Source organism: Nonomuraea sp. 3-1Str, assembly GCF_031570565.1.
Classification (GTDB): domain Bacteria; phylum Actinomycetota; class Actinomycetes; order Streptosporangiales; family Streptosporangiaceae; genus Nonomuraea.
Genome location: NZ_JALHBK010000003.1, coordinates 428,004 through 453,843, shown reverse-complemented (window position 1 = coordinate 453,843; position 25,840 = coordinate 428,004). Strand labels below are relative to the sequence as shown.

24 protein-coding genes and 1 tRNA gene are annotated in these 25,840 nt (G+C 68.4%); 21 read left to right on the top strand and 4 right to left on the bottom strand.

From position 1 onward, the window contains the following. Both MTP10_RS08830 and MTP10_RS08825 read left to right on the top strand, forming a co-directional pair. The coding region (locus tag MTP10_RS08830; RefSeq protein WP_310708546.1) for a hypothetical protein at positions 1 to 502 on the top strand (502 nt) is incomplete at its 5' end. Positions 503 to 529: 27 nt separating this feature from the next. Then, the gene (locus MTP10_RS08825) at positions 530 to 1,033 is read left to right on the top strand and encodes a hypothetical protein (RefSeq protein WP_310708545.1); all 504 of its coding nucleotides are present in this window, start codon (positions 530 to 532) and stop codon (positions 1,031 to 1,033) included. Positions 1,034 to 1,061: 28 nt separating this feature from the next. On the opposite strand, the gene MTP10_RS08820 is transcribed toward MTP10_RS08825, so the two are convergent. Then, positions 1,062 to 2,270: a pyridoxal phosphate-dependent aminotransferase gene (locus MTP10_RS08820; RefSeq protein WP_310708544.1), complete on the bottom strand. Its 1,209-nt coding sequence runs from the start codon at positions 2,268 to 2,270 to the stop codon at positions 1,062 to 1,064. Positions 2,271 to 2,451: 181 nt separating this feature from the next. On the opposite strand from MTP10_RS08820, the gene MTP10_RS08815 reads away from it, so the two are divergent. The 9 genes from MTP10_RS08815 to MTP10_RS08775 all read left to right on the top strand — a co-directional run bounded on the left by MTP10_RS08815 (position 2,452) and on the right by MTP10_RS08775 (position 9,532). After that, positions 2,452 to 2,524, top strand: a tRNA-Trp gene (locus MTP10_RS08815). A 78-nt stretch (positions 2,525 to 2,602) separates the two neighbouring features. After that, positions 2,603 to 2,848: a preprotein translocase subunit SecE gene (gene secE, locus MTP10_RS08810; protein WP_310708543.1), complete on the top strand. Its 246-nt coding sequence runs from the start codon at positions 2,603 to 2,605 to the stop codon at positions 2,846 to 2,848. 73 nt (positions 2,849 to 2,921) lie between these two features. Beyond that, positions 2,922 to 3,752 (top strand): transcription termination/antitermination protein NusG, encoded by an 831-nt coding sequence (nusG, locus tag MTP10_RS08805; protein ID WP_310708542.1) that lies wholly within the window; start codon positions 2,922 to 2,924, stop codon positions 3,750 to 3,752. Between the two features lie 117 nt (positions 3,753 to 3,869). Then, positions 3,870 to 4,301: a 50S ribosomal protein L11 gene (gene rplK, locus MTP10_RS08800; RefSeq protein ID WP_310708541.1), complete on the top strand. Its 432-nt coding sequence runs from the start codon at positions 3,870 to 3,872 to the stop codon at positions 4,299 to 4,301. A 59-nt stretch (positions 4,302 to 4,360) separates the two neighbouring features. Then, the gene (gene rplA / locus MTP10_RS08795; protein WP_310708540.1) at positions 4,361 to 5,080 is read left to right on the top strand and encodes a 50S ribosomal protein L1; all 720 of its coding nucleotides are present in this window, start codon (positions 4,361 to 4,363) and stop codon (positions 5,078 to 5,080) included. A 205-nt stretch (positions 5,081 to 5,285) separates the two neighbouring features. Next, entirely contained in the window at positions 5,286 to 6,110 is an 825-nt protein-coding gene (locus tag MTP10_RS08790) for an LppX_LprAFG lipoprotein (RefSeq protein ID WP_310708539.1), read from the top strand. A gap of 251 nt (positions 6,111 to 6,361) precedes the next feature. After that, a complete protein-coding gene (rplJ, locus tag MTP10_RS08785; protein WP_310708538.1) occupies positions 6,362 to 6,886 on the top strand; it encodes a 50S ribosomal protein L10 in 525 nt (174 codons plus the stop codon). A gap of 69 nt (positions 6,887 to 6,955) precedes the next feature. Then, a complete protein-coding gene (rplL, locus tag MTP10_RS08780; RefSeq protein WP_253768422.1) occupies positions 6,956 to 7,348 on the top strand; it encodes a 50S ribosomal protein L7/L12 in 393 nt (130 codons plus the stop codon). Between the two features lie 192 nt (positions 7,349 to 7,540). Further along, a complete protein-coding gene (locus tag MTP10_RS08775; protein ID WP_310708537.1) occupies positions 7,541 to 9,532 on the top strand; it encodes a glycosyltransferase family 39 protein in 1,992 nt (663 codons plus the stop codon). Positions 9,533 to 9,560: 28 nt separating this feature from the next. On the opposite strand, the gene MTP10_RS08770 is transcribed toward MTP10_RS08775, so the two are convergent. Beyond that, positions 9,561 to 9,953: a nuclear transport factor 2 family protein gene (locus MTP10_RS08770; protein ID WP_310708536.1), complete on the bottom strand. Its 393-nt coding sequence runs from the start codon at positions 9,951 to 9,953 to the stop codon at positions 9,561 to 9,563. 87 nt (positions 9,954 to 10,040) lie between these two features. On the opposite strand from MTP10_RS08770, the gene MTP10_RS08765 reads away from it, so the two are divergent. The 5 genes from MTP10_RS08765 to MTP10_RS08745 all read left to right on the top strand — a co-directional run bounded on the left by MTP10_RS08765 (position 10,041) and on the right by MTP10_RS08745 (position 19,581). After that, positions 10,041 to 10,604 carry a TetR family transcriptional regulator gene (locus MTP10_RS08765; RefSeq protein ID WP_310708535.1) on the top strand — a complete coding sequence of 188 codons (564 nt, stop codon included), beginning with the start codon at positions 10,041 to 10,043 and terminating at the stop codon, positions 10,602 to 10,604. A gap of 97 nt (positions 10,605 to 10,701) precedes the next feature. After that, positions 10,702 to 11,199 carry a hypothetical protein gene (locus MTP10_RS08760; protein ID WP_310708534.1) on the top strand — a complete coding sequence of 166 codons (498 nt, stop codon included), beginning with the start codon at positions 10,702 to 10,704 and terminating at the stop codon, positions 11,197 to 11,199. Positions 11,200 to 11,273: 74 nt separating this feature from the next. Further along, positions 11,274 to 11,771 (top strand): hypothetical protein, encoded by a 498-nt coding sequence (locus tag MTP10_RS08755; protein ID WP_310708533.1) that lies wholly within the window; start codon positions 11,274 to 11,276, stop codon positions 11,769 to 11,771. 437 nt (positions 11,772 to 12,208) lie between these two features. Further along, positions 12,209 to 15,688, top strand: a complete 3,480-nt coding sequence (gene rpoB, locus MTP10_RS08750) for a DNA-directed RNA polymerase subunit beta (RefSeq protein WP_310708532.1) — start codon at positions 12,209 to 12,211, stop codon at positions 15,686 to 15,688. 17 nt (positions 15,689 to 15,705) lie between these two features. Next, positions 15,706 to 19,581, top strand: coding sequence for a DNA-directed RNA polymerase subunit beta' (locus MTP10_RS08745; RefSeq protein ID WP_310708531.1), 3,876 nt, complete (start codon positions 15,706 to 15,708; stop codon positions 19,579 to 19,581). 129 nt (positions 19,582 to 19,710) lie between these two features. On the opposite strand, the gene MTP10_RS08740 is transcribed toward MTP10_RS08745, so the two are convergent. Together MTP10_RS08740 and MTP10_RS08735 are read right to left on the bottom strand one after the other, a co-directional pair. Beyond that, complete coding sequence (locus MTP10_RS08740) at positions 19,711 to 19,944, bottom strand: helix-turn-helix transcriptional regulator (RefSeq protein WP_310708529.1); 234 nt, start codon at positions 19,942 to 19,944, stop codon at positions 19,711 to 19,713. Further along, complete coding sequence (locus tag MTP10_RS08735) at positions 19,944 to 20,432, bottom strand: DUF2975 domain-containing protein (protein ID WP_310708528.1); 489 nt, start codon at positions 20,430 to 20,432, stop codon at positions 19,944 to 19,946. Before MTP10_RS08735 ends, MTP10_RS08740 begins: the two co-directional genes overlap by 1 nt. A 467-nt stretch (positions 20,433 to 20,899) precedes the next feature. Between MTP10_RS08735 and rpsL the strand changes: the two genes are divergently transcribed. The 5 genes from rpsL (at position 20,900) to rpsJ (ending at position 25,826) form a co-directional block, all read left to right on the top strand. After that, positions 20,900 to 21,274, top strand: coding sequence for a 30S ribosomal protein S12 (gene rpsL / locus MTP10_RS08730; RefSeq protein WP_020542315.1), 375 nt, complete (start codon positions 20,900 to 20,902; stop codon positions 21,272 to 21,274). Positions 21,275 to 21,276: 2 nt separating this feature from the next. Continuing rightward, a complete protein-coding gene (gene rpsG / locus MTP10_RS08725) occupies positions 21,277 to 21,747 on the top strand; it encodes a 30S ribosomal protein S7 (protein ID WP_055505082.1) in 471 nt (156 codons plus the stop codon). 90 nt (positions 21,748 to 21,837) lie between these two features. Next, entirely contained in the window at positions 21,838 to 23,886 is a 2,049-nt protein-coding gene (gene fusA / locus MTP10_RS08720) for an elongation factor G (protein ID WP_397206438.1), read from the top strand. Between the two features lie 166 nt (positions 23,887 to 24,052). Further along, positions 24,053 to 25,246 carry an elongation factor Tu gene (tuf, locus tag MTP10_RS08715; protein ID WP_175587904.1) on the top strand — a complete coding sequence of 398 codons (1,194 nt, stop codon included), beginning with the start codon at positions 24,053 to 24,055 and terminating at the stop codon, positions 25,244 to 25,246. 271 nt (positions 25,247 to 25,517) lie between these two features. Beyond that, positions 25,518 to 25,826, top strand: a complete 309-nt coding sequence (rpsJ, locus tag MTP10_RS08710) for a 30S ribosomal protein S10 (RefSeq protein WP_030912931.1) — start codon at positions 25,518 to 25,520, stop codon at positions 25,824 to 25,826. Positions 25,827 to 25,840 lie beyond the last annotated feature (14 nt).

Below are 25,840 nucleotides of genomic sequence, written 5' to 3'. Positions count from 1 at the left end.
TGCGCGGGCGCCCGGCCCCTCCTCCCGCGCCCTCCAGGCGCACGATCCGGACGCTGGCCCTGTGGTAGGCGGCGTAGAGGTCGAGCAGCTCCGCGCTGCCGTCGGTCGAGCCGTCGTCTCCGACGACCTCTGGCTCACCCACCTGCCCCCGGGCCTGGCCCGGAGCGGAGGGAGAGCGGTCGAGGCCGGGCCCGGCTCCCGGGCGGTACAGGCCGTCTTCGGCTCGGGCGACAGGTTCGTGGAGGCCCGCGTCGACTACGGCGCCGTCGCCGCCGGCTGGGCGGTCTATCGGCGCACCGCCCCGCCGGGCGCCCGGGAGACCACGGTCCGCGGGCGGCCCGCCATGATCGGGCGCGACCCGCGCGGCGGCCGGACCGTCGTGTGGCTGGAGCGGCCGGGCACCGGCGTCCGCGTCCGGGCCGGCGAACCTCTGGCCGGAGAGCTGCTTGCTGTTGCCGCCTCCGCGCGCACTCCTGTAGGAGACTGGGGAGGTTTTCCCTGAGTCTCCACAAGAAGTCATGGGGGATGGATGCGCGGCCGCCTGGCCTCGGCGATCATCATGCTGGCAGTGGCCGGCTGCGGCTCCGGCGCGCCCGTGACGCACACCGCGCACACCACGCCCGGCGGCGCCACCGCCCACGAGACGCCACACCCGAGCCTCACCTGCGGTGACGGCCCGCTGACGATCACCTACGTGCCGTCCGGGCTCGACCCCGGGCCCGCGTTCGAGCGGATCAAGTCGCTGACCCGGCGCCTCGACGTGCGCGGCCTGTCCTGGCGCGGCAGCGGCGGCGAGCAGTTGCTGGTGGCCGTGGTGTGCGGCGTGCGCTCGGCCGAGACGTTCGCCACGCTGGTCACCAGGTCGGGGCTCGGCGCGTACCAGGGCATGCCGGCACTGCGCTGGCGCACCCGCGGCGACATGCGCAACTTCATGTGGCTCCAGCGGCCCGGCGTCGCGCTGTACGTCGCCACGACGCCGGGCCTCGCCGACGAGGTCGGCGAGGTCGCGGCCGGCATCGTCCCGGACGGCTGACCGGCCGCGACAGCGCCCTGAAAGGGCCTCAGCGCGCCTCGGACAGCAGCTTGGCGATCCGGCTGACGCCCTCGACCAGGTCGTCGTCGCCGAGCGCGTACGACAGCCGGAAGTAGCCCGGCGTGCCGAACGCCTCGCCCGGCACCACCGCGACCTCCGCCTCCTCCAGGATCAGCTCGGCCAGCTCCGCCGACGACGCCGGCCGCCGCCCGCGCAGCTCCTTGCCGACCAGCTCCTTGATCGACGGGTACGCGTAGAACGCCCCCTTCGGCTCCGGGCACACCACGCCCGGGATCTCGTTGAGCATCCGCACCATGGTCCGCCGGCGCCGGTCGAACGCCTCGCGCATCCGCTCCACCGCCGACAGGTCGCCCCGCAGCGCCGCCAGCGCGGCCATCTGCGAGACGTTCGCCACGTTGGAGGTGGCGTGCGACTGGAGGTTCGTGGCCGCGCGCACCACGTCGGGCGGGCCGATCAGCCAGCCCACCCGCCAGCCCGTCATCGCGTACGTCTTGGCCACGCCGTTGAGCACGACCACCCGGTCGGCCAGCTCGGGGACGGCCGTGGCGATGCTGGTGAACTCCGCGCCGCCGTACACGAGGTGCTCGTAGATCTCGTCCGTGACCACCCACAGGCCGTGCTCGGCGGCCCAGCGGCCGATCTGCTCGGTCTGCTCGCGCGTGTGGACGGCGCCCGTGGGGTTGGACGGCGAGACGAACAGCAGGACCTTGGTGCGCTCCGTGCGCGCCGCCTCCAGCTGCTCGACGCTCGCCAGGTAGCCGGTCGTCTCGTCGGTCACGACGTCGACCTGGACGCCGCCCGCCAGCTTGATCGCCTCCGGGTACGTCGTCCAGTACGGCGCGACTACCAGGACCTCGTCGCCCGGGTCGAGCAGCGTGGCGAACGCCTCGTAGACCGCCTGCTTGCCGCCGTTGGTGACCAGGACCTGCGTCGGGTTCACCCGGTAGCCGGAGTCGCGCAGCGTCTTGTCGGCGATCGCCAGCTTCAGCTCGGGCAGACCGCCGGCCGGCGTGTACTTGTGGAAACGGGGATCGCGCGCCGCCTCGATCGCCGCCTCGACGATGTACTCGGGCGTGGGGAAGTCGGGCTCGCCGGCGCCGAAGCCGATGACCGGGCGGCCGTCCGCCTTCATCGCCTTGGCCCGGGCGTCCACGGCGAGCGTGGCTGACTCGGAGATCGCGGAGATCCGCGTGGAGATGCGAGGTCGCATGGACATGGGTCCATGCTCCCATCTCCTCCCCGTCCTGGACCGTTGGCGGGGCTCTGACCTGCGAGATCGGAACGGGTTCGACGGAACAGGGATCCACCGATACACTTTCGCCTGGTCGTGCCGCCGCATGTCGATGTGCGGTTCGGTCCAGGCAGTGAGCCGATCAGGGTAGTGTGGTTGGCGACATAGGGCACTGGCGCAATTGGTAGCGCACCGGTCTCCAAAACCGGCGGTTGGGGGTTCGAGTCCCTCGTGCCCTGCGAGTGCGGTCCGCGCAATAATGGGCGTGTAATGCGCGCCGCAAACTGCGTTGGATACGACAGATTCAGGTGAGGACTGTGGCGATCGACACGCGCGGCGAGACCGCAGGCAAGCCCAGTGGTGAGAAGAAGTCTCGCACTACGCCTGCCCTTTTCTACCGGCAGGTCGTCAATGAGCTCCGCAAGGTCATCTGGCCGACACGCAAGGATCTCATCACCTACACCACGGTCGTTCTGGTATTCGTTCTGATCATGGTCGCGATCGTGTACGGGCTCGACAGCGCCCTCGGCTGGGCCATCCTCCGCGTCTTCGGTGGAGCCTGATCCGACGCCGCCGGTAGCACCTGACGGAGTCGCCATACGATTCGACGAAATTCGACGGAAGAGGAAAGTCACCGTGTCCGAGTCTTCAGTGCCGGCGGAGGAGCCCCGCAGCGAGTGGGGCGACCAGCCGGAAGAGGCCGTCGAGGCCGCTGAGGAGACCTCCGGCGCCGAGCTCGCTGACAGCGACGAGGCCGCCGACGACGAGGTCGCGTCCGCGACCGACGAAGACGGTGACGCTGAGTTCGACGATGACGACGACGAGGACGATGCCGACGAGGTCGACATCGCCGAGTCCGAGGTCGAAGAGCCTGACGTCGATCCCGTCGAGGAGTTCAAGAGCGGTCTGCGTGGCCAGCCCGGCGAGTGGTATGTGATCCACTCCTACGCCGGCTACGAGAACCGCGTGAAGTCCAACATCGAGAGCCGCAACGTGTCGCTCAACATGGAGGACTACATCTACCAGGTCGAGGTGCCGACGCACACCGTCCAGGAGTTCAAGAGCGGCAAGAAGGTCCCGGTCAAGGAGCGGGTGCTGCCCGGCTACGTGCTGGTGCGCATGGAGCTGACCGACGAGTCCTGGGCCGCCGTGCGCAACACGCCCGGCGTGACGGGCTTCGTCGGCCTGTCCAACAAGCCGAGCCCGCTGAGCCTGGACGAGGTCGCCAAGTTGCTCGCCCCGGAGCCCACCGAGGAGAGCAAGAAGGCCGCCGCCAAGACCAGCAGCGGCCCGACGGTCGAGTTCGAGATCGGCGAGTCCGTCACGGTCATGGACGGCCCGTTCGCCACGCTGCCCGCCTCGGTGAGCGAGATCAGCCCCGAGTCGCAGAAGCTCAAGGTGCTCGTCTCCATCTTCGGTCGTGAGACCCCGGTTGAGCTGTCGTTCAACCAGGTCTCGAAGATCTAAGACGATCACTTACACTTAGACGTTCGGCCGGCCGCCTCTCGCGAAGGGCGGCCTTCCGACATGTCCGGCCGCACCCGCGCCCGGACAGCATCACGATCAGGACCCGGAGAAGGACTCATGCCTCCGAAGAAGAAGATCGCGGCGCTCGTCAAGGTCCAGCTTCCCGCTGGCCAGGCCACGCCCGCCCCGCCGGTCGGTACCGCCCTCGGTCCGCACGGCGTCAACATCATGGACTTCGTCAAGCAGTACAACGCTGCGACGGAGGCTCAGCGGGGCAACATCATCCCCGTTGAGATCACCATTTTCGAGGACCGCAGCTTCACCTTCATCACGAAGACGCCCCCGGCCCCCGAGCTGATCAAGAAGGCTCTGGGACTGGACAAGGGCAGCGCGGTCCCGCACAAGGACAAGGTCGGCAAGCTCAGCCGCGAGCAGCTCCGCAGCATCGCCGAGACCAAGATGCCCGACCTCAACGCCAACGACATCGAGGCGGCCGAGAAGATCATCGCCGGCACCGCCCGGTCGATGGGCATCACCGTCGCCGACTGAGACCTTTCCCTACCCCGTGGGAGGGCCCGGAGCTGGCCCGCGGACCACAAGGAGACATCATGCAGCGCAGCAAGGCGCACAAGAACGCCGCGGCGAAGATCGACCGCGACAAGCTCTACTCCCCGGCCGAGGCGGCGAAGATCGCCAAGGACACGTCGACCACCAAGTTCGACGCGACCGTCGAGGTCGCGGTGCGGCTCGGCGTCGACCCTCGCAAGGCCGACCAGATCGTGCGCGGCACGGTCAACCTTCCGCACGGCACCGGTAAGACCGCCCGGGTCCTGGTCTTCGCGACCGGTGACCGTGCCGAGGCCGCCCGCGAGGCGGGCGCCGACATCGTCGGCGCCGACGAGCTGATCGACGAGATCGCCAAGGGCAACCGGCTCAACGAGTTCGACGCCGTGGTCGCCACCCCGGACCTCATGGGCAAGGTCGGCCGTCTGGGCCGCGTCCTCGGCCCGCGTGGTCTCATGCCCAACCCCAAGACCGGCACGGTGACGCCCGACGTCGCCAAGGCCGTGACGGAGATCAAGGGCGGCAAGATCGAGTTCCGTACCGACCGGCAGGCCAACCTGCACTTCATCATCGGCAAGACGTCGTTCGACGAGCGCAAGCTCATCGAGAACTACGCCGCCGCGCTCGACGAGGTGCTCCGGCTCAAGCCGTCGGCCGCCAAGGGCCGCTACGTCAAGAAGGTCACCTTCTCGACCACCATGGGCCCCGGCGTCCCGGTTGACCCCAACGCCACGCGCGGCCTCACGGCCGAGCTCGACGCGTAGGCGACGACCTCCGCGCCAGGCGCGCACCGAACGGCCCCCGCCCCCACCGGGCGGGGGCCGTTCGCGTTGTGCGGATGTGCCGACCCGGGATACGCCGCGGTGATGAGAGGCCGGCGGCAAAGAGCCTGTCCGGGACGACCCTGGGTTTTCCCCGAGATCTCCGGGGAAGTCGGCAATTCCGGCTACTGACACGTAGGGTCAAAACATGCTGAAGCGCAGGATTTCTCTCGCCACTACCGCGGCGGGTGCCGCCTTAGTGGCGGTCACGCTCACCGGTTGCGGCTCGAACGCGCAGCCCATCCAGGTGAACCTGGCCGCCTCCGAAGTGCTGGCGCAGGCCGCGCAGAAGACCGCGGAGGTCACCAGCTACACCGTCGACGCCGTCGTCGACGTGTCGAGCCCCGAGGACAAGGGCAAGGTGCAGGGACGGATGCTCTACCAGAGCAAGCCGCAGCTCGCCGTGGACCTCACCCTCGACACCGTCGACCTGGGCGAGCGCGGGCTCCCCGGCGGGGTGCGGGCCGTGCTCCAGGGCGACACCGTCTACGTCAAGGTCGAGGCGCTGAAGGAGCTCGTCGGCGCCACCAAGCCGTGGATCAAGGTCTCGCTCAACGACATCGGCGGCTCCGACCAGGTCAAGCAGACGCTCGGCCAGATCCAGCAGTTCGACCTGGCCAACGTCACCAAGATGGTCACCACGTCCAAGGACGTGAAGTCCGTCGGCACGGAGACCGTGGACGGCACGGACGCCACCCACTACAGCGGCACGTTCCCGACGGACGTGGCCGTCAAGCAGCTGCCCGCCGACGAGCAGGAGCAGGCCCGCAGGGGCCTGGCCGAGCTCAAGGACGTCAAGTTCGACGTCTGGGTCGGCTCCGACGGCCTGCCGCGCAAGCTCGCGCTGAACGGCAAGGAGCAGGGCACCACGCTCGACGCGACGCTGCTGTTCAAGGGCTTCAACGAGCCCGTGAACATCGACGCGCCGCCCGCCGACCAGGTCGGCGAGATGCCCAAGCCCACCACCAACTGAGCGACGGTTTCAGAGAGCGATTTGGAAACTCGGCGACCAGCACGTACTCTGGTCGTTGCCGAAGACCGCCGGTTGTCGTCAGGTGCCTCAAGACCTGACGACCGAAGGATCCGCTCAAGCGGACGGCCCGCGCAGGTGTGATGCGAGTTTCCCGCATGGTGATCCATGTGTGAGCCCCGTGTGCGCCCTGCGCCCGGGGCTGTTCTCTTTTCTGGGGTGCCTTCACCGGTGGCACATCTGGAAGGAGGCCCATGGCGAGGGCGGATAAGGCGACAGCGGTTGCCGAGCTCAAGAACGAGTTCGAAGGCAGCGCTGCCGCCGTTCTGACCGAGTACCGCGGTCTCACCGTCGCCCAGCTCAAGCAGCTGCGCGTTGCTCTTGGTGAGAATGCGAAGTTCGCCGTGGCGAAGAACACCCTGACCAAGATCGCGGCCAACGAGGCCGGCGTGACGGGTCTGGATGACCTGCTGATCGGCCCGACCGCCGTCGCCTTCGTCAAGGGCGACGTCGTCGAGGCGGCCAAGGGTCTGCGTGACTTCGCCAAGGCCAATCCCCTTCTGGTGATCAAGGGTGGCGTTCTCGAGGGCAAGGCCCTCGACGCCGCTGAGATCACCAAGCTCGCCGACCTCGAGTCCCGCGAGGTTCTCCTCGCGAAGCTTGCCGGCGCGATCAAGGCGAAGCAGAGCGCTGCTGCCGCGATGTTCGCCGCGCTGCCCACCAACATGGCTCAGCTGGCCGAAGCCCTTCGCGCGAAGCGCGAAGAGGCGGGCGAGTAACTCGGGGATTGCCGCACCACCCGCGGTCCCGTTCCTAAATTTCGCAAGTCTCATACGGAGGAAACCATCATGGCGAAGCTCAGCACCGACGAGCTGCTCGACGCGTTCAAGGAGATGACCCTCCTCGAGCTCTCCGAGTTCGTGAAGCAGTTCGAGGACGTCTTCGACGTCAAGGCCGCCGCCCCCGTGGCCGTCGCCGCCGCCGCCCCCGCCGGTGGCGGTGCCGCCGCCGCCGAGGTCGAGGAGCAGGACGAGTTCGACGTCATCCTCGAGGCCGCCGGCGACAAGAAGATCCAGGTCATCAAGGAGATCCGCGCCCTCACGTCCCTCGGCCTGAAGGAGGCCAAGGACCTGGTGGACGGCGCTCCCAAGCCGGTCTTCGACGGCAAGGTCAACAAGGAGCAGGCGGAGAAGGCCAAGGCTGCCCTCGAGGGCGCCGGCGCCACCGTCACCGTCAAGTAACACCCCTCTCCGGGCGCCCTCGGGGCGCCTCGCGGAGGTCGTTCGTCCAGAAGGGGCGGCCACACCCTGGTGCCGGGTGTGCCGCCCCTTCTGCGTGTCCGGACCCGGGCGCGACCAGGCGACCGCCCTGCGCTAACGAGATTCTCATGCTCGTCTCATCGCCGGCCGAGAGACCGTTCCTAGCCTGCGGGTGTGACCACTACGCATGCCAGGACGCGATGGGCGCCGGCCGGCCTGCTCGCCGCCACCGCCGCGCTCTACCTCTGGGGGCTCGGCTCCTCCGGCTGGGCGAACTCGTTCTACTCGGCCGCCGTCCAGGCCGGCAGCCAGAGCTGGAAGGCGTTCTTCTTCGGCTCCTCCGACGCCGCCAACGCGATCACCGTGGACAAGACACCCGCGTCGCTGTGGCCGATGGAGCTGAGCGCGCGGCTCTTCGGGCTGAACTCGTGGAGCATCCTCGTGCCGCAGGCGCTCATGGGGGTCGCCACCGTCGCGGTGGTGTACGCCACGGTGCGGCGGCGCTTCCCGGTCTGGGCGGGGCTGCTGGCGGGAGCCGTGATGGCGCTGACGCCGGTGGCGGTCCTGATGTTCCGCTTCAACAACCCGGACGCGCTCCTGGTGCTGCTGCTGACGCTCGCGGCGTACTGCGTGGTGCGGGCGCAGGAGCGGGCCGTCACCCGCTGGCTGGTGCTGGCGGGGGTGTGCCTGGGCTTCGCGTTCCTGGCCAAGATGTTGCAGGCGTTCCTGGTGCTGCCGGGGTTCGCGCTGGTGTACGTGATGATGGCCCCCACGAAGGTGTGGCGGCGGGTTCGGCAGCTCGCGCTGGCCGGGGTGGCCATGGTGGTGTCGGCCGGGTGGTGGCTGCTGGCCGTGGCCCTGGTGCCGGCGTCCGAGCGGCCGTACATCGGCGGTTCGCAGACCAACAGCGTGCTGGAGCTGGCCCTCGGCTACAACGGCATCGGGCGGCTCAACGGCGCCGACTACGGCGGCCTCGGCAACCTCAACCAGGAGGCGGGGCCGTTGCGGCTGTTCGACACGGAGGCCGGGGGCCAGATCTCGTGGCTGCTGCCCGCCGCGCTGATCCTGCTGGCGGCCGCACCGTGGCTGACGCGGGGGGCGTTCCGCACGGATCGGGCCCGCGCCCAGTTCGGCGTGTGGGGCGGATGGCTGGCGGTCACGGGGCTGGTCTTCAGCCTCATGCAGGGGATCTTCCACGCGTACTACACGGTCGCGCTGGCGCCGGCCATCGCGGGCCTGGTGGGCGCGGGGGCGGCGCTGCTGTGGGAGCGCCGGGAGCCGTTCCTGCCGGCGGCGGTCACGGGGGTGACGGCGCTGTGGTCGTACGTGCTGCTGACGCGTGACGGGGACTGGAACCCGTGGCTGGGGCCGGCGGTGCTGGTGGCCGGGCTGGGGCTCGCGGTGGCTCTGCCGGCGGGCAGCCGCTTCACCGCCCGGCGCCGGGCCCCGGACCCGGAGGCGAAGGCCCTGGAGCCCGTACGGCGGCGGATGCCGCGGTGGTGGGGCGCGGTCGTCGCAGGGGCGATCGCGGTGTGCCTGGCCGGCCCGGCCGCCTACGCGGTGGACACCGCGGCCTCCCCGCACACCGGAGCCATCCCGACGGCCGGTCCGTCCACCGGCGGGCTCGGTCCGGGCGGGTTCCGGGGCGGCCGGGCGCTGGGCATGAGCCCGACCGGCCCCCAGCCGGGCACGGGCCGGCCCGGGGGAGCGCCGCCGCAGGGCATGGGACGCGGCGCGGGTCGCGACGGCGTGGGGGGCGGCATGGGCGGCCGGGCCGGCGGGATGGGCGGGCTGCTCGACGCGCCCGCCCCGTCGGCCGAGCTGACCACGCTGCTCAAGAGCGGCGCCGCCGCCTACACGTGGGCCGCCGCGACCGTCGGCTCGAACAACGCCGCCGGGTACCAGCTCGCGACCGGCCTGCCGGTGATGGCGGTGGGCGGGTTCAACGGCACGGACCCCGCGCCGACGCTCCCCCGCTTCCAGCGGTACGTGGCCGAGAAGAAGATCCACTACTTCGTGGGCTCGGGCATGGGGACGGGCGGCCGCGCGGGCGCCTCGGGCAGCGGGGGGAGCGACGAGGCGGCCCGGATCGGGGCCTGGGTCCAGGAGACGTTCACGGCCACCACCGTGGGCGGCGTGACGGTCTTCGACCTGACGGCCCGCTGACCGGCTGACCCTTCGCCGCCGTCCCGGATCACGCGGCGGCGGCGCGTACGCGGCCGATGGCGCCGGCGTCCATGTAGTCGCGGGTGTGGACGATCAGCCCGTCCCTGATCCGCAGCACCAGCAGGCCCGGGACGGTGATCGGCCGGCCGTTGACCGTCACGTCGGCCTCCTGCTCCACCACGACGACCTCGGCGTCGGCCCCGGGGTGCAGCGCCACGGTGCGGACCCGTTCGACCTCGGCGGGGGTCGTGGACCAGCTGGCGCGGTAGCCGGCGCGGACCTCCTCCCGCCCCCTGAACGGCGGCAGGCCACCGAACGGGAACTCGTGCAGGCCGTCCTCGGCGTACAGGTCCGCCAGCTCGTCGGCGGACTTGCGCAGCATGGCCCGGTGGTAGGCGGCGACGATCTCTTCGGTGGACACAGGTGTACCCCATTCCCTCAACGGACGTTGACTCAACGAGCGTAGAGCGAAAGGGCGGAGTGGGTCAACACGTATAGAGTCGGAGCCGTGACCGAGCCAGCGCTCACGCGCGCCGAGCGCCGCCGCAGGACCGAGCGGCGCATCCTCGACGCGGCACGCGAGCTGTTCGCCGAGCGCGGCTTCGAGCGCACCACGATCCGCGCCGTGGCGGGGGCCGCCGAGGTTGATCCCGCGCTGGTCATGCAGTACTTCGGCAACAAGCAGCGGCTCTTCGGCGAGGCCGTGCGCATGACCCGTCCCGCCGAGCCCGCGACGGGCCCCGACGAGGCCGTCGAGCACCTGCTCGGCACCCTGGGCGTGAAGATGAGGCTGCCGCCCGCCTCGCTGGCGATGCTCCGATCGATGCTCACGCACCCGGAGGCCGCGGCGACGGCTCGCGAGTCGCTGAGCCGGCAGGTCGAGCAGGTGAGCGCGTCGCTGCCCGGAGAGGACGCCCGGCTGCGGGCGGCGTTGATGACGACGATCATGCTGGGGCTGACCGTGGGCCACCAGCTTCTGGAGCTGGAGGAGCTGCGCGAGGCGTCCCGCGAGGAGATCGTCGCCGCTCTCCGTCCCGCGCTGCGTGCCCTGGCCGCCCCCGGGACTCACTGACCGATCCATACCGTCTCGTGCCTGTCCGGCCGATTGCCGTCCTGCCGCGGTGACCCCCGCGTTATGATCCGGCGACCGGCGAAAGGGGCGAGCGGACGTGACGAATCTCTCTCTCCGGCTCGGCCGCCCGCTGATCCTCGTGCTGGCCGGGCTGCTCGTCGTCCTGGCCGTCGCGGGTCTGTGGATCGGCGCGCAGGAGCGGGACGCGCAGGCCAGGGCCGACGAGCGGAGAGCCGCGATCGACGCCGCGGGCGCGCACGCGGTGAGCCTGCTGTCGCTCCACTACAAGACCGTGGACGCGGACGCGCGGCGCATCCTGGACACCTCGACCGGGGCGGCGCGCGAGGAGTACGAGGCGAACCTGGGCCGGCTCAAGAGCACCACGGTCGCCAACAAGGTGGTGCAGGACGGCGTGCTGCGGGCCACCGGGCTGGTGTCGCTGACCGGCTCGGCGGCGAAGGTGCTGGTGGTGGCCGACGTGGACATCCGCTGGGAGGGGTCGAAGACGCCGCCCCAGGACCGGTTCTACCGGTGGTCGATGGATCTCACCAAGGTCGGCGGGGTCTGGCTCGTGTCGAAGGCCGTACAGGTGTGAAAGCCGTACAGGTGTGAGAGCCGCAGGGGCGTGAGGCGGACGCCGAAGGCCTTGCAGGTGTGAAGGAGGCGGGTGTGAGGGTCGTCATGGCCGCTGTGCTGGCCGTCGCGGTGCTCGTGCTGGGCGCGGTCGTCGGCGTGATGTGGGCGGATCTGCGGGCCTTCAACGACGCCGACGCGGACGCCGTGGAGGCCGTGGCGGCTGCCCGTACGGCCGCCCCTGAGCTGATGTCGTACGACTACCGCACGGTCGAGCGCGACCTGGCGCGGGCCAGGACGCGCACCACCGGCGCGCTGGCCGGCTACTACGGCGAGCTGGCCAAGTCCCTGACCGGCAAGGCGAAGGCGCAGAAGACGGTGCAGACGGCCTCCGTGGCCGCTGCCGGAGTCGAACGGGCCGAGCCCGGGCGGGTCGAGGTGCTCTTGTTCGTGAACACCGGTACGGTCAGGGAGGTTCCGGGGGAGGCGGCCCCCCAGCGGCAGATCAGCCAGAACCGGGTCAGGCTGGTCATGGTCCGCGGTGACGCAGGGTGGCTCGCGGCGGACCTGTCCACGCTGATCGGGACAGCGTGAGTGGTCCGGGCGCGGCAGGTCGGTCAATTGTCACTAAAAAATTGGTTTGGCGAAGGCCAAGAACGGGGTAACTCCTTCACGACCACACCGGTCGCCGGCATGGGTTCGTCCCTCGGCGTGACGGAGCGTTAACCGTCCCCGTTCGCGGGTATCGTCTTGGGCCTGACGGTAGGCGTCCGATCACGCAGGGGAGAAAACCCAGCGTCCGGGCCCTGGGTCGGCGGAAAGTCCGGCTTGTGGGCTTGACGTTTTCGCTCGAACGGGCGATGCTGCGACCAACGTGAAGCATGCAGCGAGAGCAAAGTGGACAGGCGTGTGCCGTTCGGCTACACTGCCCCTTTGCGCTGCCCTTTGACGACCCGCTCCGCTTGCTCACGTTGCGAGGTTGTCTGGCGTGCGTGTAGTCAGTCCGCCGCGAGCCCTCGGAAGGACATCTGTTGGCAGCCTCGCGCAACGCCTCCGCCGTACCCGCCGGTCCCCGTCGCGTCTCTTTTTCGCGCATCCAGGAGCCCCTCGAAGTTCCTGACCTTCTCGCCCTGCAGACCGAGTCGTTCGACTGGCTGCTCGGCAACGAGAAGTGGAAGGCCCGGGTTGAGGCGGCTCGCCAGGCCGGGCGCAAGGACGTCCCGACCCAGTCGGGCCTCGAAGAGATCTTCGAAGAGATCAGTCCCATCGAGGACTTCTCGGGGACCATGTCCTTGTCGTTCCGCGACCACCGGTTCGAACCGCCCAAGTACTCAGTAGATGAGTGCAAAGACAAGGACATGACCTTCTCCGCGCCGATGTTCGTGACGGCGGAGTTCATCAATAACACCACCGGTGAGATCAAGAGCCAGACGGTGTTCATGGGCGATTTCCCGCTCATGACCCCGAAGGGCACCTTCATCATCAACGGCACCGAGCGTGTCGTGGTCTCCCAGCTCGTGCGCTCTCCGGGCGTGTACTTCGAGCGCAACGTCGACAAGACGTCCGACAAGGACCTGTACGGGTGCAAGGTGATCCCGTCGCGGGGCGCCTGGCTCGAGTTCGAGATCGACAAGCGCGACAGCGTCGGTGTGCGCATCGACCGCAAGCGCAAGCAGGCCGTCACCGTGCTTCTCAAGGCACTCGGATGGACCAACGACCAGATCCTCGAGCGCTTCGGCCAGTACGAGTCGATGCGCGCCACCCTGGAGAAGGACCACACGGCCGGCCAGGACGACGCGCTGCTCGACATCTACCGCAAGCTCCGTCCGGGCGAGCCGCCGACCAAGGAGTCGGCGCAGACCCTGCTGGAGAACCTCTACTTCAACCCCAAGCGCTACGACCTCGCCAAGGTGGGTCGTTACAAGATCAACAAGAAGCTCGGGGTCGCCAGCGAGATCACCCAGGGCACGCTCACCGAAGAGGACATCGTCGCCACCATCGAGTACATCGTCCGGCTGCACGCCGGCGAGGAGTCGATGCCGGCGGCCGAGGGTGCGCCGATCGACACCGTGATCGTGGAGATCGACGACATCGACCACTTCGGCAACCGCCGCCTGCGCAGCGTCGGCGAGCTGATCCAGAACCAGGTCCGCCTGGGCCTGGCCCGCATGGAGCGCGTCGTCCGCGAGCGCATGACCACGCAGGACGTCGAGGCCATCACGCCGCAGACCCTGATCAACATCCGCCCGGTCGTGGCGTCGATCAAGGAGTTCTTCGGCACCTCGCAGCTGTCGCAGTTCATGGACCAGACCAACCCGCTGGCCGGCCTGACGCACAAGCGGCGTCTGTCCGCGCTGGGCCCCGGTGGTCTGTCCCGTGAGCGGGCCGGCTTCGAGGTCCGTGACGTGCACCCGTCCCACTACGGCCGCATGTGCCCGATCGAGACCCCTGAAGGCCCGAACATCGGCCTGATCGGCTCGCTGGCCTCCTACGGCCGCATCAACGCGTTCGGCTTCGTCGAGACCCCGTACCGCAAGGTCGTCGACGGCAAGGTGACCGAGCAGATCGACTACCTCACCGCCGACGAGGAGGACCGCTTCGTCAAGGCGCAGGCCAACACGGTGCTCAACGCCGACGGCACGTTCGCCGAGGCGCGCGTCCTGGTCCGCACCAAGGGCGGTGAGACCGAGCTGGCCCGCGCCGAGGAGGTCGACTACATCGACGTGTCGCCGCGCCAGATGGTGTCGGTGGCCACCGCGATGATCCCCTTCCTCGAGCACGACGACGCCAACCGCGCGCTCATGGGCTCCAACATGCAGCGCCAGTCGGTGCCGCTGCTCAAGAGCGAGGCGCCGCTGGTCGGCACCGGCATGGAATACCGTGCCGCGACCGACGCCGGTGACGTCATCAGCGCCGAGAAGGCCGGTGTGGTCGAGGAGGTCTCCGCCGACTACGTCACCGTCATGAACGACGACGGCACGCGCACCACCTACCGGATCGCCAAGTTCAAGCGCTCCAACCAGGGCACCTCGTTCAACCAGAAGCCCATCGTCGCCGAGGGTGACCGGGTCGAGGTCAACCAGGTCATCGCCGACGGTCCCTGCACCGACAACGGCGAGATGGCGCTGGGCAAGAACCTGCTCGTGGCGTTCATGCCGTGGGAGGGTCACAACTACGAAGACGCGATCATCCTGTCCCAGCGGCTGGTGCAGGACGACGTCCTGTCCTCGATCCACATCGAGGAGCACGAGGTCGACGCCCGTGACACCAAGCTGGGCCCCGAGGAGATCACCCGGGACATCCCGAACGTCTCCGAGGAGGTCCTGGCCGACCTCGACGAGCGCGGCATCATCCGCATCGGCGCCGAGGTCGTCCCCGGCGACATCCTCGTCGGCAAGGTCACGCCCAAGGGCGAGACCGAGCTGACCCCCGAGGAGCGGCTGCTGCGCGCGATCTTCGGTGAGAAGGCCCGCGAGGTCCGTGACACCTCCCTGAAGGTGCCCCACGGCGAGCAGGGCAAGGTCATCGGCGTTCGCGTGTTCTCCCGCGAGGAGGGCGACGAGCTGCCGCCCGGTGTCAACGAGCTGGTCCGCGTGTACGTGGCCCAGAAGCGTAAGATCACCGACGGTGACAAGCTGGCCGGCCGGCACGGCAACAAGGGCGTCATCTCCAAGATCCTGCCGGTCGAGGACATGCCGTTCCTTGAGGACGGCACCCCCGTCGACATCATCCTCAACCCGCTGGGCGTGCCCGGCCGGATGAACGTCGGCCAGGTGCTGGAGACCCACCTCGGGTGGATCGCCGCCAGGGGCTGGGACATCTCCGGCATCCAGGAGGCCTGGGCCGAGCGGCTGCGCGACAAGGGCTTCGCCCAGATCGAGCCGCGCACCAACATGGCCACCCCGGTCTTCGACGGCGCCCACGAGGAGGAGATCGTCGGCCTGCTCGGCGCCACCGTGCCCAACCGCGACGGCGACCGGATGGTCCAGGCGAGCGGCAAGGCGCGCCTGTTCGACGGCCGCTCCGGTGAGCCGTTCCCGTACCCGATCTCGGTCGGCTACATCTACATCCTCAAGCTGCTCCACCTGGTCGACGACAAGATCCACGCCCGTTCGACCGGCCCGTACTCCATGATCACCCAGCAGCCGCTCGGCGGTAAGGCCCAGTTCGGTGGCCAGCGCTTCGGTGAGATGGAGGTGTGGGCGCTGGAGGCCTACGGCGCCGCCTACGCCCTGCAGGAGCTCCTGACCATCAAGTCCGACGACGTCCTCGGCCGCGTGAAGGTCTACGAGGCCATCGTCAAGGGCGAGAACATTCCCGAGCCCGGCATCCCCGAGTCCTTCAAGGTGCTCATCAAGGAGATGCAGTCGCTCTGTCTCAACGTCGAGGTGCTGTCCAGCGACGGCATGTCGATCGAGATGCGCGACACCGACGAGGACGTCTTCCGCGCCGCGGAGGAGCTCGGTATCGATCTGTCCCGGCGTGAGCCGAGCAGCGTGGAAGAAGTCTGAGGGGGAGATCGCACACAATGCTAGACGTCAACTTCTTCGACGAGCTCAGGATCGGCCTGGCGACGGCCGACGACATCCGCCAGTGGTCGCACGGCGAGGTCAAGAAGCCGGAGACCATCAACTACCGCACCCTCAAGCCGGAGAAGGACGGGCTCTTCTGCGAGAAGATCTTCGGTCCGACCCGCGACTGGGAGTGCTACTGCGGTAAGTACAAGCGCGTCCGGTTCAAGGGCATCATCTGTGAGCGCTGCGGCGTCGAGGTGACCCGGGCCAAGGTGCGCCGTGAGCGGATGGGCCACATCGAGCTGGCCGCCCCCGTCACGCACATCTGGTACTTCAAGGGCGTCCCGTCGCGCCTCGGCTACCTGCTCGACCTCGCCCCGAAGGACCTGGAGAAGGTCATCTACTTCGCGGCGTACATGATCACGCAGGTCGACACCGAGATGCGTGAGCGTGACCTGCCCTCGCTGGAGGCGAAGATCTCCGTCGAGCGGCAGCACATCGAGCAGCGCCGCGACGCCGACGTCGAGGCCCGGCAGAAGAAGCTCGAGTCCGACCTGGGCGAGCTGGAGGCCGCCGGCGCCAAGGGCGACCAGCGCCGCAAGGTCCGCGAGGGCGCCGAGCGCGAGATGCGTCAGCTCCGCGACCGGGCCCAGCGCGAGCTGGACCGGCTGGACGAGGTCTGGAGCCGCTTCAAGAACCTCAAGGTCCAGGACCTCGAGGGCGACGAGCTGCTCTACCGCGAGATGCGCGACCGCTTCGGCCGCTACTTCAAGGGCGGCATGGGCGCGCAGGCGATCCAGGACCGCCTGATCAGCTTCGACCTCGACGCCGAGGCCGAGAACCTGCGCGAGACGATCCGCAGCGGCAAGGGCCAGAAGAAGGCCCGCGCCCTCAAGCGGCTCAAGGTCGTGTCGGCGTTCCTCAACACCACCAACTCGCCGCGCGGCATGGTGCTCGACTGCATCCCGGTCATCCCGCCGGACCTGCGCCCGATGGTGCAGCTCGACGGTGGCCGGTTCGCGACCTCCGACCTGAACGACCTGTACCGCCGGGTCATCAACCGGAACAACCGCCTCAAGCGTCTGCTCGACCTCGGCGCGCCCGAGATCATCGTGAACAACGAGAAGCGGATGCTCCAGGAGGCCGTGGACGCGCTGTTCGACAACGGCCGTCGCGGTCGCCCGGTCACCGGTCCCGGCAACCGTCCGCTGAAGTCCCTCAGCGACATGCTGAAGGGCAAGCAGGGCCGCTTCCGCCAGAACCTGCTGGGCAAGCGAGTCGACTACTCCGGCCGTTCGGTCATCGTCGTCGGCCCGCAGCTGAAGCTGCACCAGTGCGGTCTGCCCAAGCAGATGGCGCTGGAGCTGTTCAAGCCGTTCGTGATGAAGAGGCTCGTGGACCTCAACCACGCGCAGAACATCAAGTCGGCCAAGCGGATGGTCGAGCGCGCCCGCCCCGTGGTGTGGGACGTGCTGGAAGAGGTCATCACGGAGCACCCGGTGCTGCTCAACCGCGCACCGACGCTGCACCGTCTCGGCATCCAGGCGTTCGAGCCGCAACTGGTCGAGGGCAAGGCCATCCAGATCCACCCGCTCGTCTGCACCGCGTTCAACGCGGACTTCGACGGCGACCAGATGGCCGTGCACCTGCCGCTGTCGGCCGAGGCCCAGGCCGAGGCACGCATCCTGATGCTCTCGACCAACAACATCCTCAAGCCGGCCGACGGCAAGCCCGTGACGATGCCCACCCAGGACATGGTCATCGGCCTGTACTGGCTGACCACGCAGAAGGACGGCGCGGTCGGCGAGGGCCGGGTCTTCGGCTCGATCGCCGAGGCGCAGATGGCCTTCGACCGTCGCGAGCTGGAGATCCAGGCGAAGATCCAGATCCGGCTGAAGGACGTCCTTCCGCCGCGTGAGTGGGTCGCGCCGGAGGGCTGGGAGCAGGGCGACCCGATCCGTCTGGAGACGACGTTCGGCCGGTGCCTGTTCAACCAGACGCTGCCCGCGAGCTACCCGTTCGTCAACTTCCAGGTCGGCAAGAAGCAGCTGTCCACGATCGTGAACGAGCTGGCCGAGACCTACCCCAAGGTCGAGGTCGCCAACTCGCTCGACGCGCTCAAGGACGCGGGCTTCCGCTGGGCGACCCGTTCCGGCGTCACGATCGCCATCGACGACGTCGTCGCGCCGCCGAACAAGTCCGACATCATGGAGAACTACGAGCGCCGCGCCGACAAGGTGCAGCGTGAGTACGAGCGTGGTCTGATCACCGACGAGGAGCGCCGTCAGGAGCTCATCGAGATCTGGACGCACGCGACGGCCGACGTCGAGACCGACATGGTCAACGCCTTCCCGGCGACCAACCCGGTCTGGATGATGGTCAACTCCGGCGCCCGAGGCAACAAGATGCAGGTGCGTCAGATCGCCGGCATCCGTGGCCTGGTGTCCAACACCAAGGGTGAGACGATCCCGCGTCCGATCAAGGCCTCGTTCCGCGAGGGCCTGTCGGTGCTGGAGTACTTCATCTCCACCCACGGTCAGCGGAAGGGTCTCGCCGACACCGCCCTGCGGACCGCCGACTCGGGTTACCTGACCCGTCGTCTGGTGGACGTGGCGCAGGACGTCATCGTGCGCGAGATCGACTGCGGCACCGACCGCGCGGTCCCGCTGCACGTCGGCGAGCGCGACGCGTCGGGCAACCTGGTCAAGGCCGAGAACGCCGAGTCCAACGTGCACGGCCGCATCCTGGCCGAGGACGTCGTGGTCGACGGCAAGGTCATCGCGGCCGAGGGTGTCGACATCAACGACAACCACGTGACCGCGCTGGTCGCGGCCGGCATCGAGACCGTCCGCACCCGCAGCGCGCTCGTCTGCGAGGCGAAGATCGGTGTCTGCGCGACCTGCTACGGCCGGTCGCTGGCCACCGGCAAGCTGGTGGACGTCGGCGAGGCGGTCGGCATCATCGCCGCCCAGTCGATCGGTGAGCCGGGCACGCAGCTGACGATGCGTACCTTCCACACCGGTGGTGTGGCCGGTGCCGACATCACGCACGGTCTGCCCCGAGTCCAGGAGCTGTTCGAGGCGCGCATCCCCAAGGGTGTCGCCCCGATCTCCGAGGCGGAGGGCCGGGTCCGCATCGACGAGACCGACAAGGCCAGGAAGCTCATCATCACGCCGGACGACGGTTCGGAGGAGATCGCCTACCCGGTCTCGATGCGCTCGCGCCTGCTCGTCACCGACGGCCAGCGCGTCGGCGTCGGCCAGCAGCTGGTCGCCGGTGCCGTCAACCCCAACGAGGTGCTGCGCATCCTCGGCCCCCGGGCCGTGCAGCTGCACCTGGTGGCGGAGGTCCAGCAGGTCTACCGGTCGCAGGGTGTGTCGATCCACGACAAGCACATCGAGATCATCGTGCGGCAGATGCTCAAGCGCGTGAACGTGCTGGAGTCCGGTGACACCGACCTGCTGCCCGGTGAGCTCGTGGAGCGCCCGCGCTTCGAGCTGATGAACCGCGAGACGGTGGCGGAGGGCGGCTCGCCGGCCGCCGGCCGTCCGGTGCTCATGGGCATCACGAAGGCGTCGCTCGCCACCGAGTCGTGGCTGTCGGCGGCCTCCTTCCAGGAGACGACCAGGGTCCTGACGGACGCGGCGATCCACGCCAAGTCCGACTCGCTCCTGGGCCTGAAGGAGAACGTCATCATCGGTAAGCTCATCCCGGCCGGTACGGGCATGCCCCAGTACCGCAACATCCGGGTCGAGCCGACCGAGGAGGCCAAGGCCGCCATGTACACCGTGGGCGGCTACGACGGCTCCGCGGCCGACTACACCTTCGGCACCGGCAGTGGCGAGGCCGTGCCGCTGGAGGAGTACGACTTCGGCCAGTACAACCGGTAGTTCGGGACCCGTCCCGTACGTGACGCGCCCGGGCGCCTCCACTGGAGGCCCCGGGCGCGCCCGCGTTTCAGGGGGGTGTCTCATGCCCGCGGCCGCTCCCGCCCCCGCGGATAAGGGCGGTGGGCGGAGCTACCGGGGCGGGGTGAAGGAGAGCAGGTCGCCCGGCTGGCAGCCGAGCACCTCGCAGATCTTGGCCAGGGTCGAGAAGCGGATGGCCTTGGCCCGGTTGTTCTTGAGGATCGACAGGTTCACGTTCGTGATCCCGACCTTGTCGGCCAGCTCCACCAGCGTCATGCCGCGCTCTTCGAGCAGCCGGTCCAGGTGGACCTCGATGGCGTGCTCGGAGCTGTCCTCAGGTGGCATCAGACGGTTCCTTCGAGTTCCTCGCGCATGGACGCTCCGACGCGGACGACCTTCGCCATCACGACGAGGCCGACCCCGGCGACCAGGTACGCCCAGGGGAAGGCCCAGTTGACCAGGGCGAGCTCCCAGGGCCTCCTGAGGGCGCCGGCCACCATCGACTGGGCCAGGCCGGTCTCGGCGATCGTCGTGTAGAGCGACGACACGAGCGTACCGGCGGCCAGGAAGACGCCGAGGAACCGCAGGCGCCTGACGACCGCCTCGTCGAACCCGCCCTCCCGCCGGGCCGCCCGGATCAGCCGTTCGAGCAGGAGGAGCGCCGCGAGCAGCACGATCGTGGTGGCGAACCGGGAGCTCTGGTACAGGAGCTGGGCGCCGCCGGTCACGGCCGCGCGGCCGATCTCGTACGCCGTCACGGCGGCGAGGAGCGCGAGCAGGACGCGCACCGTGATCGCCGTCCACCGCAGATGGGACGCTTCTTGGGAAGGCATGAAGCCGCTCCATATCGTTGTTCGATAGTATCGAAAGCCGATGCTATCGACTATCGATACGAAGTCAACGGAATTCCGGTGGTCGGTGTGAGGGGAAGCGCGACGAAGCACGGCGCGGGGCGGATATCATGGCTGCGGAGCAGTAGTCCGGGCCTTGATGAGATGGCCGCTGCGATCCGGAGTGGCAAGCCTTGTCTGGTTTGCCGCGCCGTTTTGACGTGTCGCAGCGACCTAGGTAGTCTTGAGCATCGTGCCCGTTACTATGCGGGCTCTCGACCGTGCGCTCGTTTCGGGAGCGCGGGACGGCTTCCTGGCTCGTAACCCACGGGGATGTGTCTGTGCGAACAGCGCGACACGCCCGACCGCGGGGGCGCGGGGGGAGGCTAAAACAGCAGGTCATGACACCGGCAGTACCTGCGAATCGCACAACTTGACGTACACCGGCCAAGGCACGAAACGGAGTGGCAGTGCCCACTATTCAGCAGTTGGTCCGCAAGGGCCGGCAGGACAAGGTCTCAAAGACCAAGACTCCTGCCCTCAAGGGGAGTCCGCAGCGCCGCGGCGTCTGCCAGCGCGTGTACACCACGACCCCGAAGAAGCCCAACTCGGCACTGCGCAAGGTGGCCCGTGTTCGGCTCACCAACGGCATCGAGGTCACGGCCTACATCCCCGGTGTGGGTCACAACCTGCAGGAGCACTCCATCGTGCTCGTGCGTGGCGGTCGTGTGAAGGACCTGCCGGGTGTTCGCTACAAGATCATCCGCGGCTCGCTTGACACCCAGGGTGTCCGCAACCGCAAGCAGGCCCGTAGCCGCTACGGCGCGAAGAAGGAGAAGAGCTAACAATGCCTCGCAAGGGTTCTCCTGGCCGTCGTCAGCTCATGGCTGACCCGGTTTACAGTTCGCCGCTGGTCACCGCCCTGATCAACAAGGTGCTCCTGGACGGCAAGCGCTCCATCGCGCAGTCGATCGTCTACGGCGCCCTCGAGGGCTGCAGGGACAAGACGGGCAACGACCCGGTCGTCACCCTCAAGCGCGCGCTCGACAACGTCAAGCCGACCCTCGAGGTCCGCAGCCGCCGCGTCGGTGGCGCGACCTACCAGGTGCCGGTCGAGGTGCGCGCCGCGCGCAGCACCACCCTGGCCCTGCGCTGGCTGGTGCAGTACTCCCGCGCCCGCCGCGAGAAGACCATGACCGAGCGCCTCATGAACGAGCTCCTCGACGCCAGCAACGGCCTCGGGGCGAGCGTGAAGAAGCGCGAGGACACCCACAAGATGGCCGAGTCCAACAAGGCCTTCGCCCACTACCGCTGGTAACCCCGGCGGGTTCGACGAGACGACGAGGACGCGAGAGAAGTGGCCACCACGACCGCTCTTGACCTGGCCAAGGTCCGCAACATCGGGATCATGGCCCATATCGACGCGGGCAAGACCACCACGACCGAGCGCATCCTGTTCTACACCGGCATCAACTACAAGATCGGTGAAGTCCACGAGGGCGCTGCCACGATGGACTGGATGGAGCAGGAGCAGGAGCGCGGCATCACGATCACGTCGGCCGCGACGACCTGCGAGTGGCTCGGTCACACCATCAACATCATCGACACCCCGGGTCACGTCGACTTCACCATCGAGGTGGAGCGTTCGCTCCGCGTCCTCGACGGTGCGGTCGCCGTGTTCGACGGTGTCGCTGGTGTCGAGCCGCAGTCGGAGACGGTGTGGCGCCAGGCTGACCGCTACGAAGTTCCCCGCATCTGCTTCGTGAACAAGATGGACCGTGTCGGCGCGGAGTTCCACCGCTGCGTCGACATGATGGTCAACCGTCTGGGCGCCACCCCGGCGGTCATCCAGCTTCCGTGGGGCGTTGAGGCCGACTTCAAGGGCGTCATCGACCTCATCAAGATGAAGGCCCTCATCTGGAGCGCCGAGGCGGCGAAGGGCGAGATGTACGACACCGTCGACATCCCGGCCGACCACGCCGAGGCCGCCCGTGAGTGGCGCGACCGGCTCATCGAGACCGTCGCCGAGAACGACGACGAGCTGATGGAGCTCTTCCTCGAGGGCACCGAGCCCACCGAGGAGCAGCTGATCGCGGCCATCCGCCGCGCCACGCTGGCCAGCGCCATCAACCCGGTTCTCTGCGGCACCGCGTTCAAGAACAAGGGCGTGCAGCCCCTGCTCGACGCGATCGTCGCCTACCTCCCCGCCCCGACCGACATCCCGGCCTTCAAGGGCCACGCGGTCGGCAAGGAGGAAGAGGTGATCGAGCGTCACGCGGACCCGACCGAGCCGTTCTCCGCTCTGGCCTTCAAGATCGCCAGCGACCCGCATCTGGGCAAGCTCACCTACATCCGCATCTACTCGGGCACGCTCGAGACCGGTTCACAGGTTGTCAACTCTGTGAAGGGGAAGAAGGAGCGGATCGGCAAGATCTACCAGATGCACGCCAACAAGCGCGAAGAGCGCCCGACGGCGATCGCTGGTCAGATCGTCGCCGTGATGGGTCTGAAGGACACCACCACCGGCGACACCTTGTCCGACCCGACCCACCAGGTCGTGCTCGAGTCGATGACGTTCCCGGCTCCGGTCATCAACGTCGCCATCGAGCCCAAGACCAAGGGCGACCAGGAGAAGCTCTCCACCGCCATCCAGCGGCTGGCCGAGGAGGACCCGTCCTTCCAGGTCCGCCGTGACGAGGAGACCGGTCAGACGGTCATCTGGGGCATGGGCGAGCTGCACCTGGAGATCCTGGTCGACCGGATGCGCCGCGAGTTCAAGGTCGAGGCCAACGTCGGCCGTCCTCAGGTCGCCTACCGCGAGACCATCCGCCGCAAGGTGGAGAAGCTCGACTACACCCACAAGAAGCAGACCGGTGGTTCCGGTCAGTTCGCGCGGGTGATCATCAACCTCGAACCGCTGGGCGAAGGCAACGACGGCTACGAGTTCGAGAACAAGGTCACCGGTGGTCGCATCCCGAGGGAGTACATCCCCTCGGTCGACGCGGGCGCTCAGGAGGCCGCCGAGTTCGGCGTGCTGGCCGGCTACCCGATGGTGGGCGTGAAGGTGACGCTGACCGACGGTGCCGCGCACGACGTCGACTCCTCGGAAATGGCGTTCAAGATCGCTGGCTCGATGGCCTTCAAGGAGGCCGCGCGCAAGGCGGACGCCGTGCTCCTCGAGCCGATGATGGCCGTCGAGGTCACCACGCCCGAGGACTACATGGGTGACGTCATCGGTGACCTCAACGGTCGCCGCGGGCAGATCCAGTCCATGGACGAGCGGGCCGGCGCCCGCGTCGTCACGGCGCTCGTGCCGCTGTCTGAGATGTTCGGCTACGTTGGTGACCTGCGTAGCAAGACGCAGGGGCGCGCGAGCTACAGCATGCAGTTCGACTCCTACTCGGAGGTGCCTCCGGGCATCGCCAAGGAGATCGTCGCGAAGGCCCGGGGCGAATAGTCCCGGGACCCCACCAGGCGGGGCGCCGGTTCGCCGGCGTCCGGCCGTTGAAGAGGCCTCGGCCTCTGGCGGGGTGGTGCGAGCCGCCCCGCCGCCTAGGGGTTCGGGAAGACCCGGGCCCGAGTGTGCAGACGAAAGTCAGTCAGATTCTCAAGGAGAGAAGCCAGTGGGCAAGGCCAAGTTCGAGCGGAACAAGCCGCACATGAACATCGGCACCATTGGGCATATCGACCACGGTAAGACCACGCTGACCGCGGCGATCACCAAGGTGCTCCACGACCGTTACCCCGAGCTGAACCAGGCTACGCCGTTCGACAAGATCGACAAGGCGCCTGAGGAGAAGGCCCGCGGCATTACGATCTCCATCGCGCACGTCGAGTACCAGACCGAGAAGCGCCACTACGCCCACGTGGACTGCCCCGGTCACGCCGACTACGTGAAGAACATGATCACCGGTGCCGCTCAGATGGACGGCGCGATCCTCGTGGTCGCCGCCACCGACGGCCCGATGCCGCAGACGAAGGAGCACGTCCTCCTGGCCCGCCAGGTCGGCGTCCCCTACATCGTCGTGGCCCTCAACAAGTCCGACATGGTGGACGACGAGGAGATCCTGGAGCTCGTCGAGCTCGAGGTTCGTGAGCTCCTGTCCGCTCAGGAGTTCCCCGGCGACGACCTGCCGGTCGTCCGCGTCTCCGCGCTCAAGGCTCTTGAGGGCGACGAGAAGTGGGCCGACAGCATCATCGAGCTGATGAACGCCGTCGACGAGAACGTGCCCGAGCCGCCCCGTGAGACGGAGAAGCCGTTCCTCATGCCGGTCGAGGACGTGTTCTCGATCACCGGTCGTGGCACGGTCGTCACCGGCCGTATCGAGCGCGGCATCGTCAAGGTCAACGAGCAGGTCGACATCATCGGCATCAAGCCGGAGAAGACGACCACCACCGTCACCAGCATCGAGATGTTCAACAAGATGCTCGACGAGGGTCACGCGGGCGACAACGCCGCGCTGCTGCTCCGCGGCATCAAGCGCGACGACGTCGAGCGCGGCCAGTGCATCATCAAGCCGGGCACGACCACCCCGCACACCGAGTTCGAGGGCCAGGTCTACATCCTGTCCAAGGACGAGGGCGGCCGCCACACGCCGTTCTTCAACAACTACCGCCCGCAGTTCTACTTCCGTACGACTGACGTGACCGGTGTCGTGCACCTCCCCGAGGGCACCGAGATGGTCATGCCGGGCGACAACACCGAAATGCGCGTTGAGCTGATCCAGCCCATCGCCATGGAGGAAGGCCTGAAGTTCGCGATCCGTGAGGGTGGCCGCACCGTCGGCGCCGGTCGGGTCACGAAGATCATCAAGTAGCGCGATCGCGGGGCGGTGGCCGGCCCTCCTATCAGGGGCCGGCCGCCGCACCACGACAGGCCGGAGCCGTGAGGCTCCGTCCAGGTCCCACGCAACGCCGTGATCTCGCAGTGGCTTCGGCAGTGACCGAAGTAACTGCCGGATCACGGAAGAAACGGCAGATCATCTGCGTCTGTCACGTGGGGCCATGCGGGTTCACGCCCGCGACCGATCAGCGGCAACAGGCCGCACGATACTTTTTCAGACGACAGCGAAGGACACCGAGGCCACTATGGCGGGACAGAAGATCCGCATTCGGCTCAAGGCCTATGACCACGAGGTCATCGACGTTTCGGCCAAGAAGATCGTCGAGACGGTGACGCGGACTGGTGCGAAGGTCGCGGGCCCGGTGCCGCTGCCGACCGAGAAGAACGTGTACTGCGTCATCCGCTCGCCGCACAAGTACAAGGACAGCCGCGAGCACTTCGAGATGCGCACGCACAAGCGGCTGATTGACATCATCGACCCGACGCCCAAGACCGTCGACTCGCTCATGCGGCTCGACCTCCCCGCGGGCGTCGACATTTCGATCAAGCTCTGAGGGATCACACTGAC

What these genes read in the sequence shown, in the direction of transcription:
- rplA (WP_310708540.1), top strand. Translation starts at nt 4,361, where the DNA reads ATGCAGCGCAGCAAGGCGCACAAGAACGCCGCGGCGAAGATCGACCGC.
- rplK (WP_310708541.1), top strand. Translation starts at nt 3,870, where the DNA reads ATGCCTCCGAAGAAGAAGATCGCGGCGCTCGTCAAGGTCCAGCTTCCC.
- MTP10_RS08745 (WP_310708531.1), top strand. Translation starts at nt 15,706, where the DNA reads ATGCTAGACGTCAACTTCTTCGACGAGCTCAGGATCGGCCTGGCGACG.
- rpsG (WP_055505082.1), top strand. Translation starts at nt 21,277, where the DNA reads ATGCCTCGCAAGGGTTCTCCTGGCCGTCGTCAGCTCATGGCTGACCCG.
- MTP10_RS08790 (WP_310708539.1), top strand. Translation starts at nt 5,286, where the DNA reads ATGCTGAAGCGCAGGATTTCTCTCGCCACTACCGCGGCGGGTGCCGCC.
- rplL (WP_253768422.1), top strand. Translation starts at nt 6,956, where the DNA reads ATGGCGAAGCTCAGCACCGACGAGCTGCTCGACGCGTTCAAGGAGATG.
- rplJ (WP_310708538.1), top strand. Translation starts at nt 6,362, where the DNA reads ATGGCGAGGGCGGATAAGGCGACAGCGGTTGCCGAGCTCAAGAACGAG.
- MTP10_RS08735 (WP_310708528.1), bottom strand. Translation starts at nt 20,432, where the DNA reads ATGCCTTCCCAAGAAGCGTCCCATCTGCGGTGGACGGCGATCACGGTG.
- MTP10_RS08740 (WP_310708529.1), bottom strand. Translation starts at nt 19,944, where the DNA reads ATGCCACCTGAGGACAGCTCCGAGCACGCCATCGAGGTCCACCTGGAC.
- MTP10_RS08820 (WP_310708544.1), bottom strand. Translation starts at nt 2,270, where the DNA reads ATGTCCATGCGACCTCGCATCTCCACGCGGATCTCCGCGATCTCCGAG.
- fusA (WP_397206438.1), top strand. Translation starts at nt 21,838, where the DNA reads ATGGCCCATATCGACGCGGGCAAGACCACCACGACCGAGCGCATCCTG.
- MTP10_RS08825 (WP_310708545.1), top strand. Translation starts at nt 530, where the DNA reads ATGCGCGGCCGCCTGGCCTCGGCGATCATCATGCTGGCAGTGGCCGGC.
- rpsJ (WP_030912931.1), top strand. Translation starts at nt 25,518, where the DNA reads ATGGCGGGACAGAAGATCCGCATTCGGCTCAAGGCCTATGACCACGAG.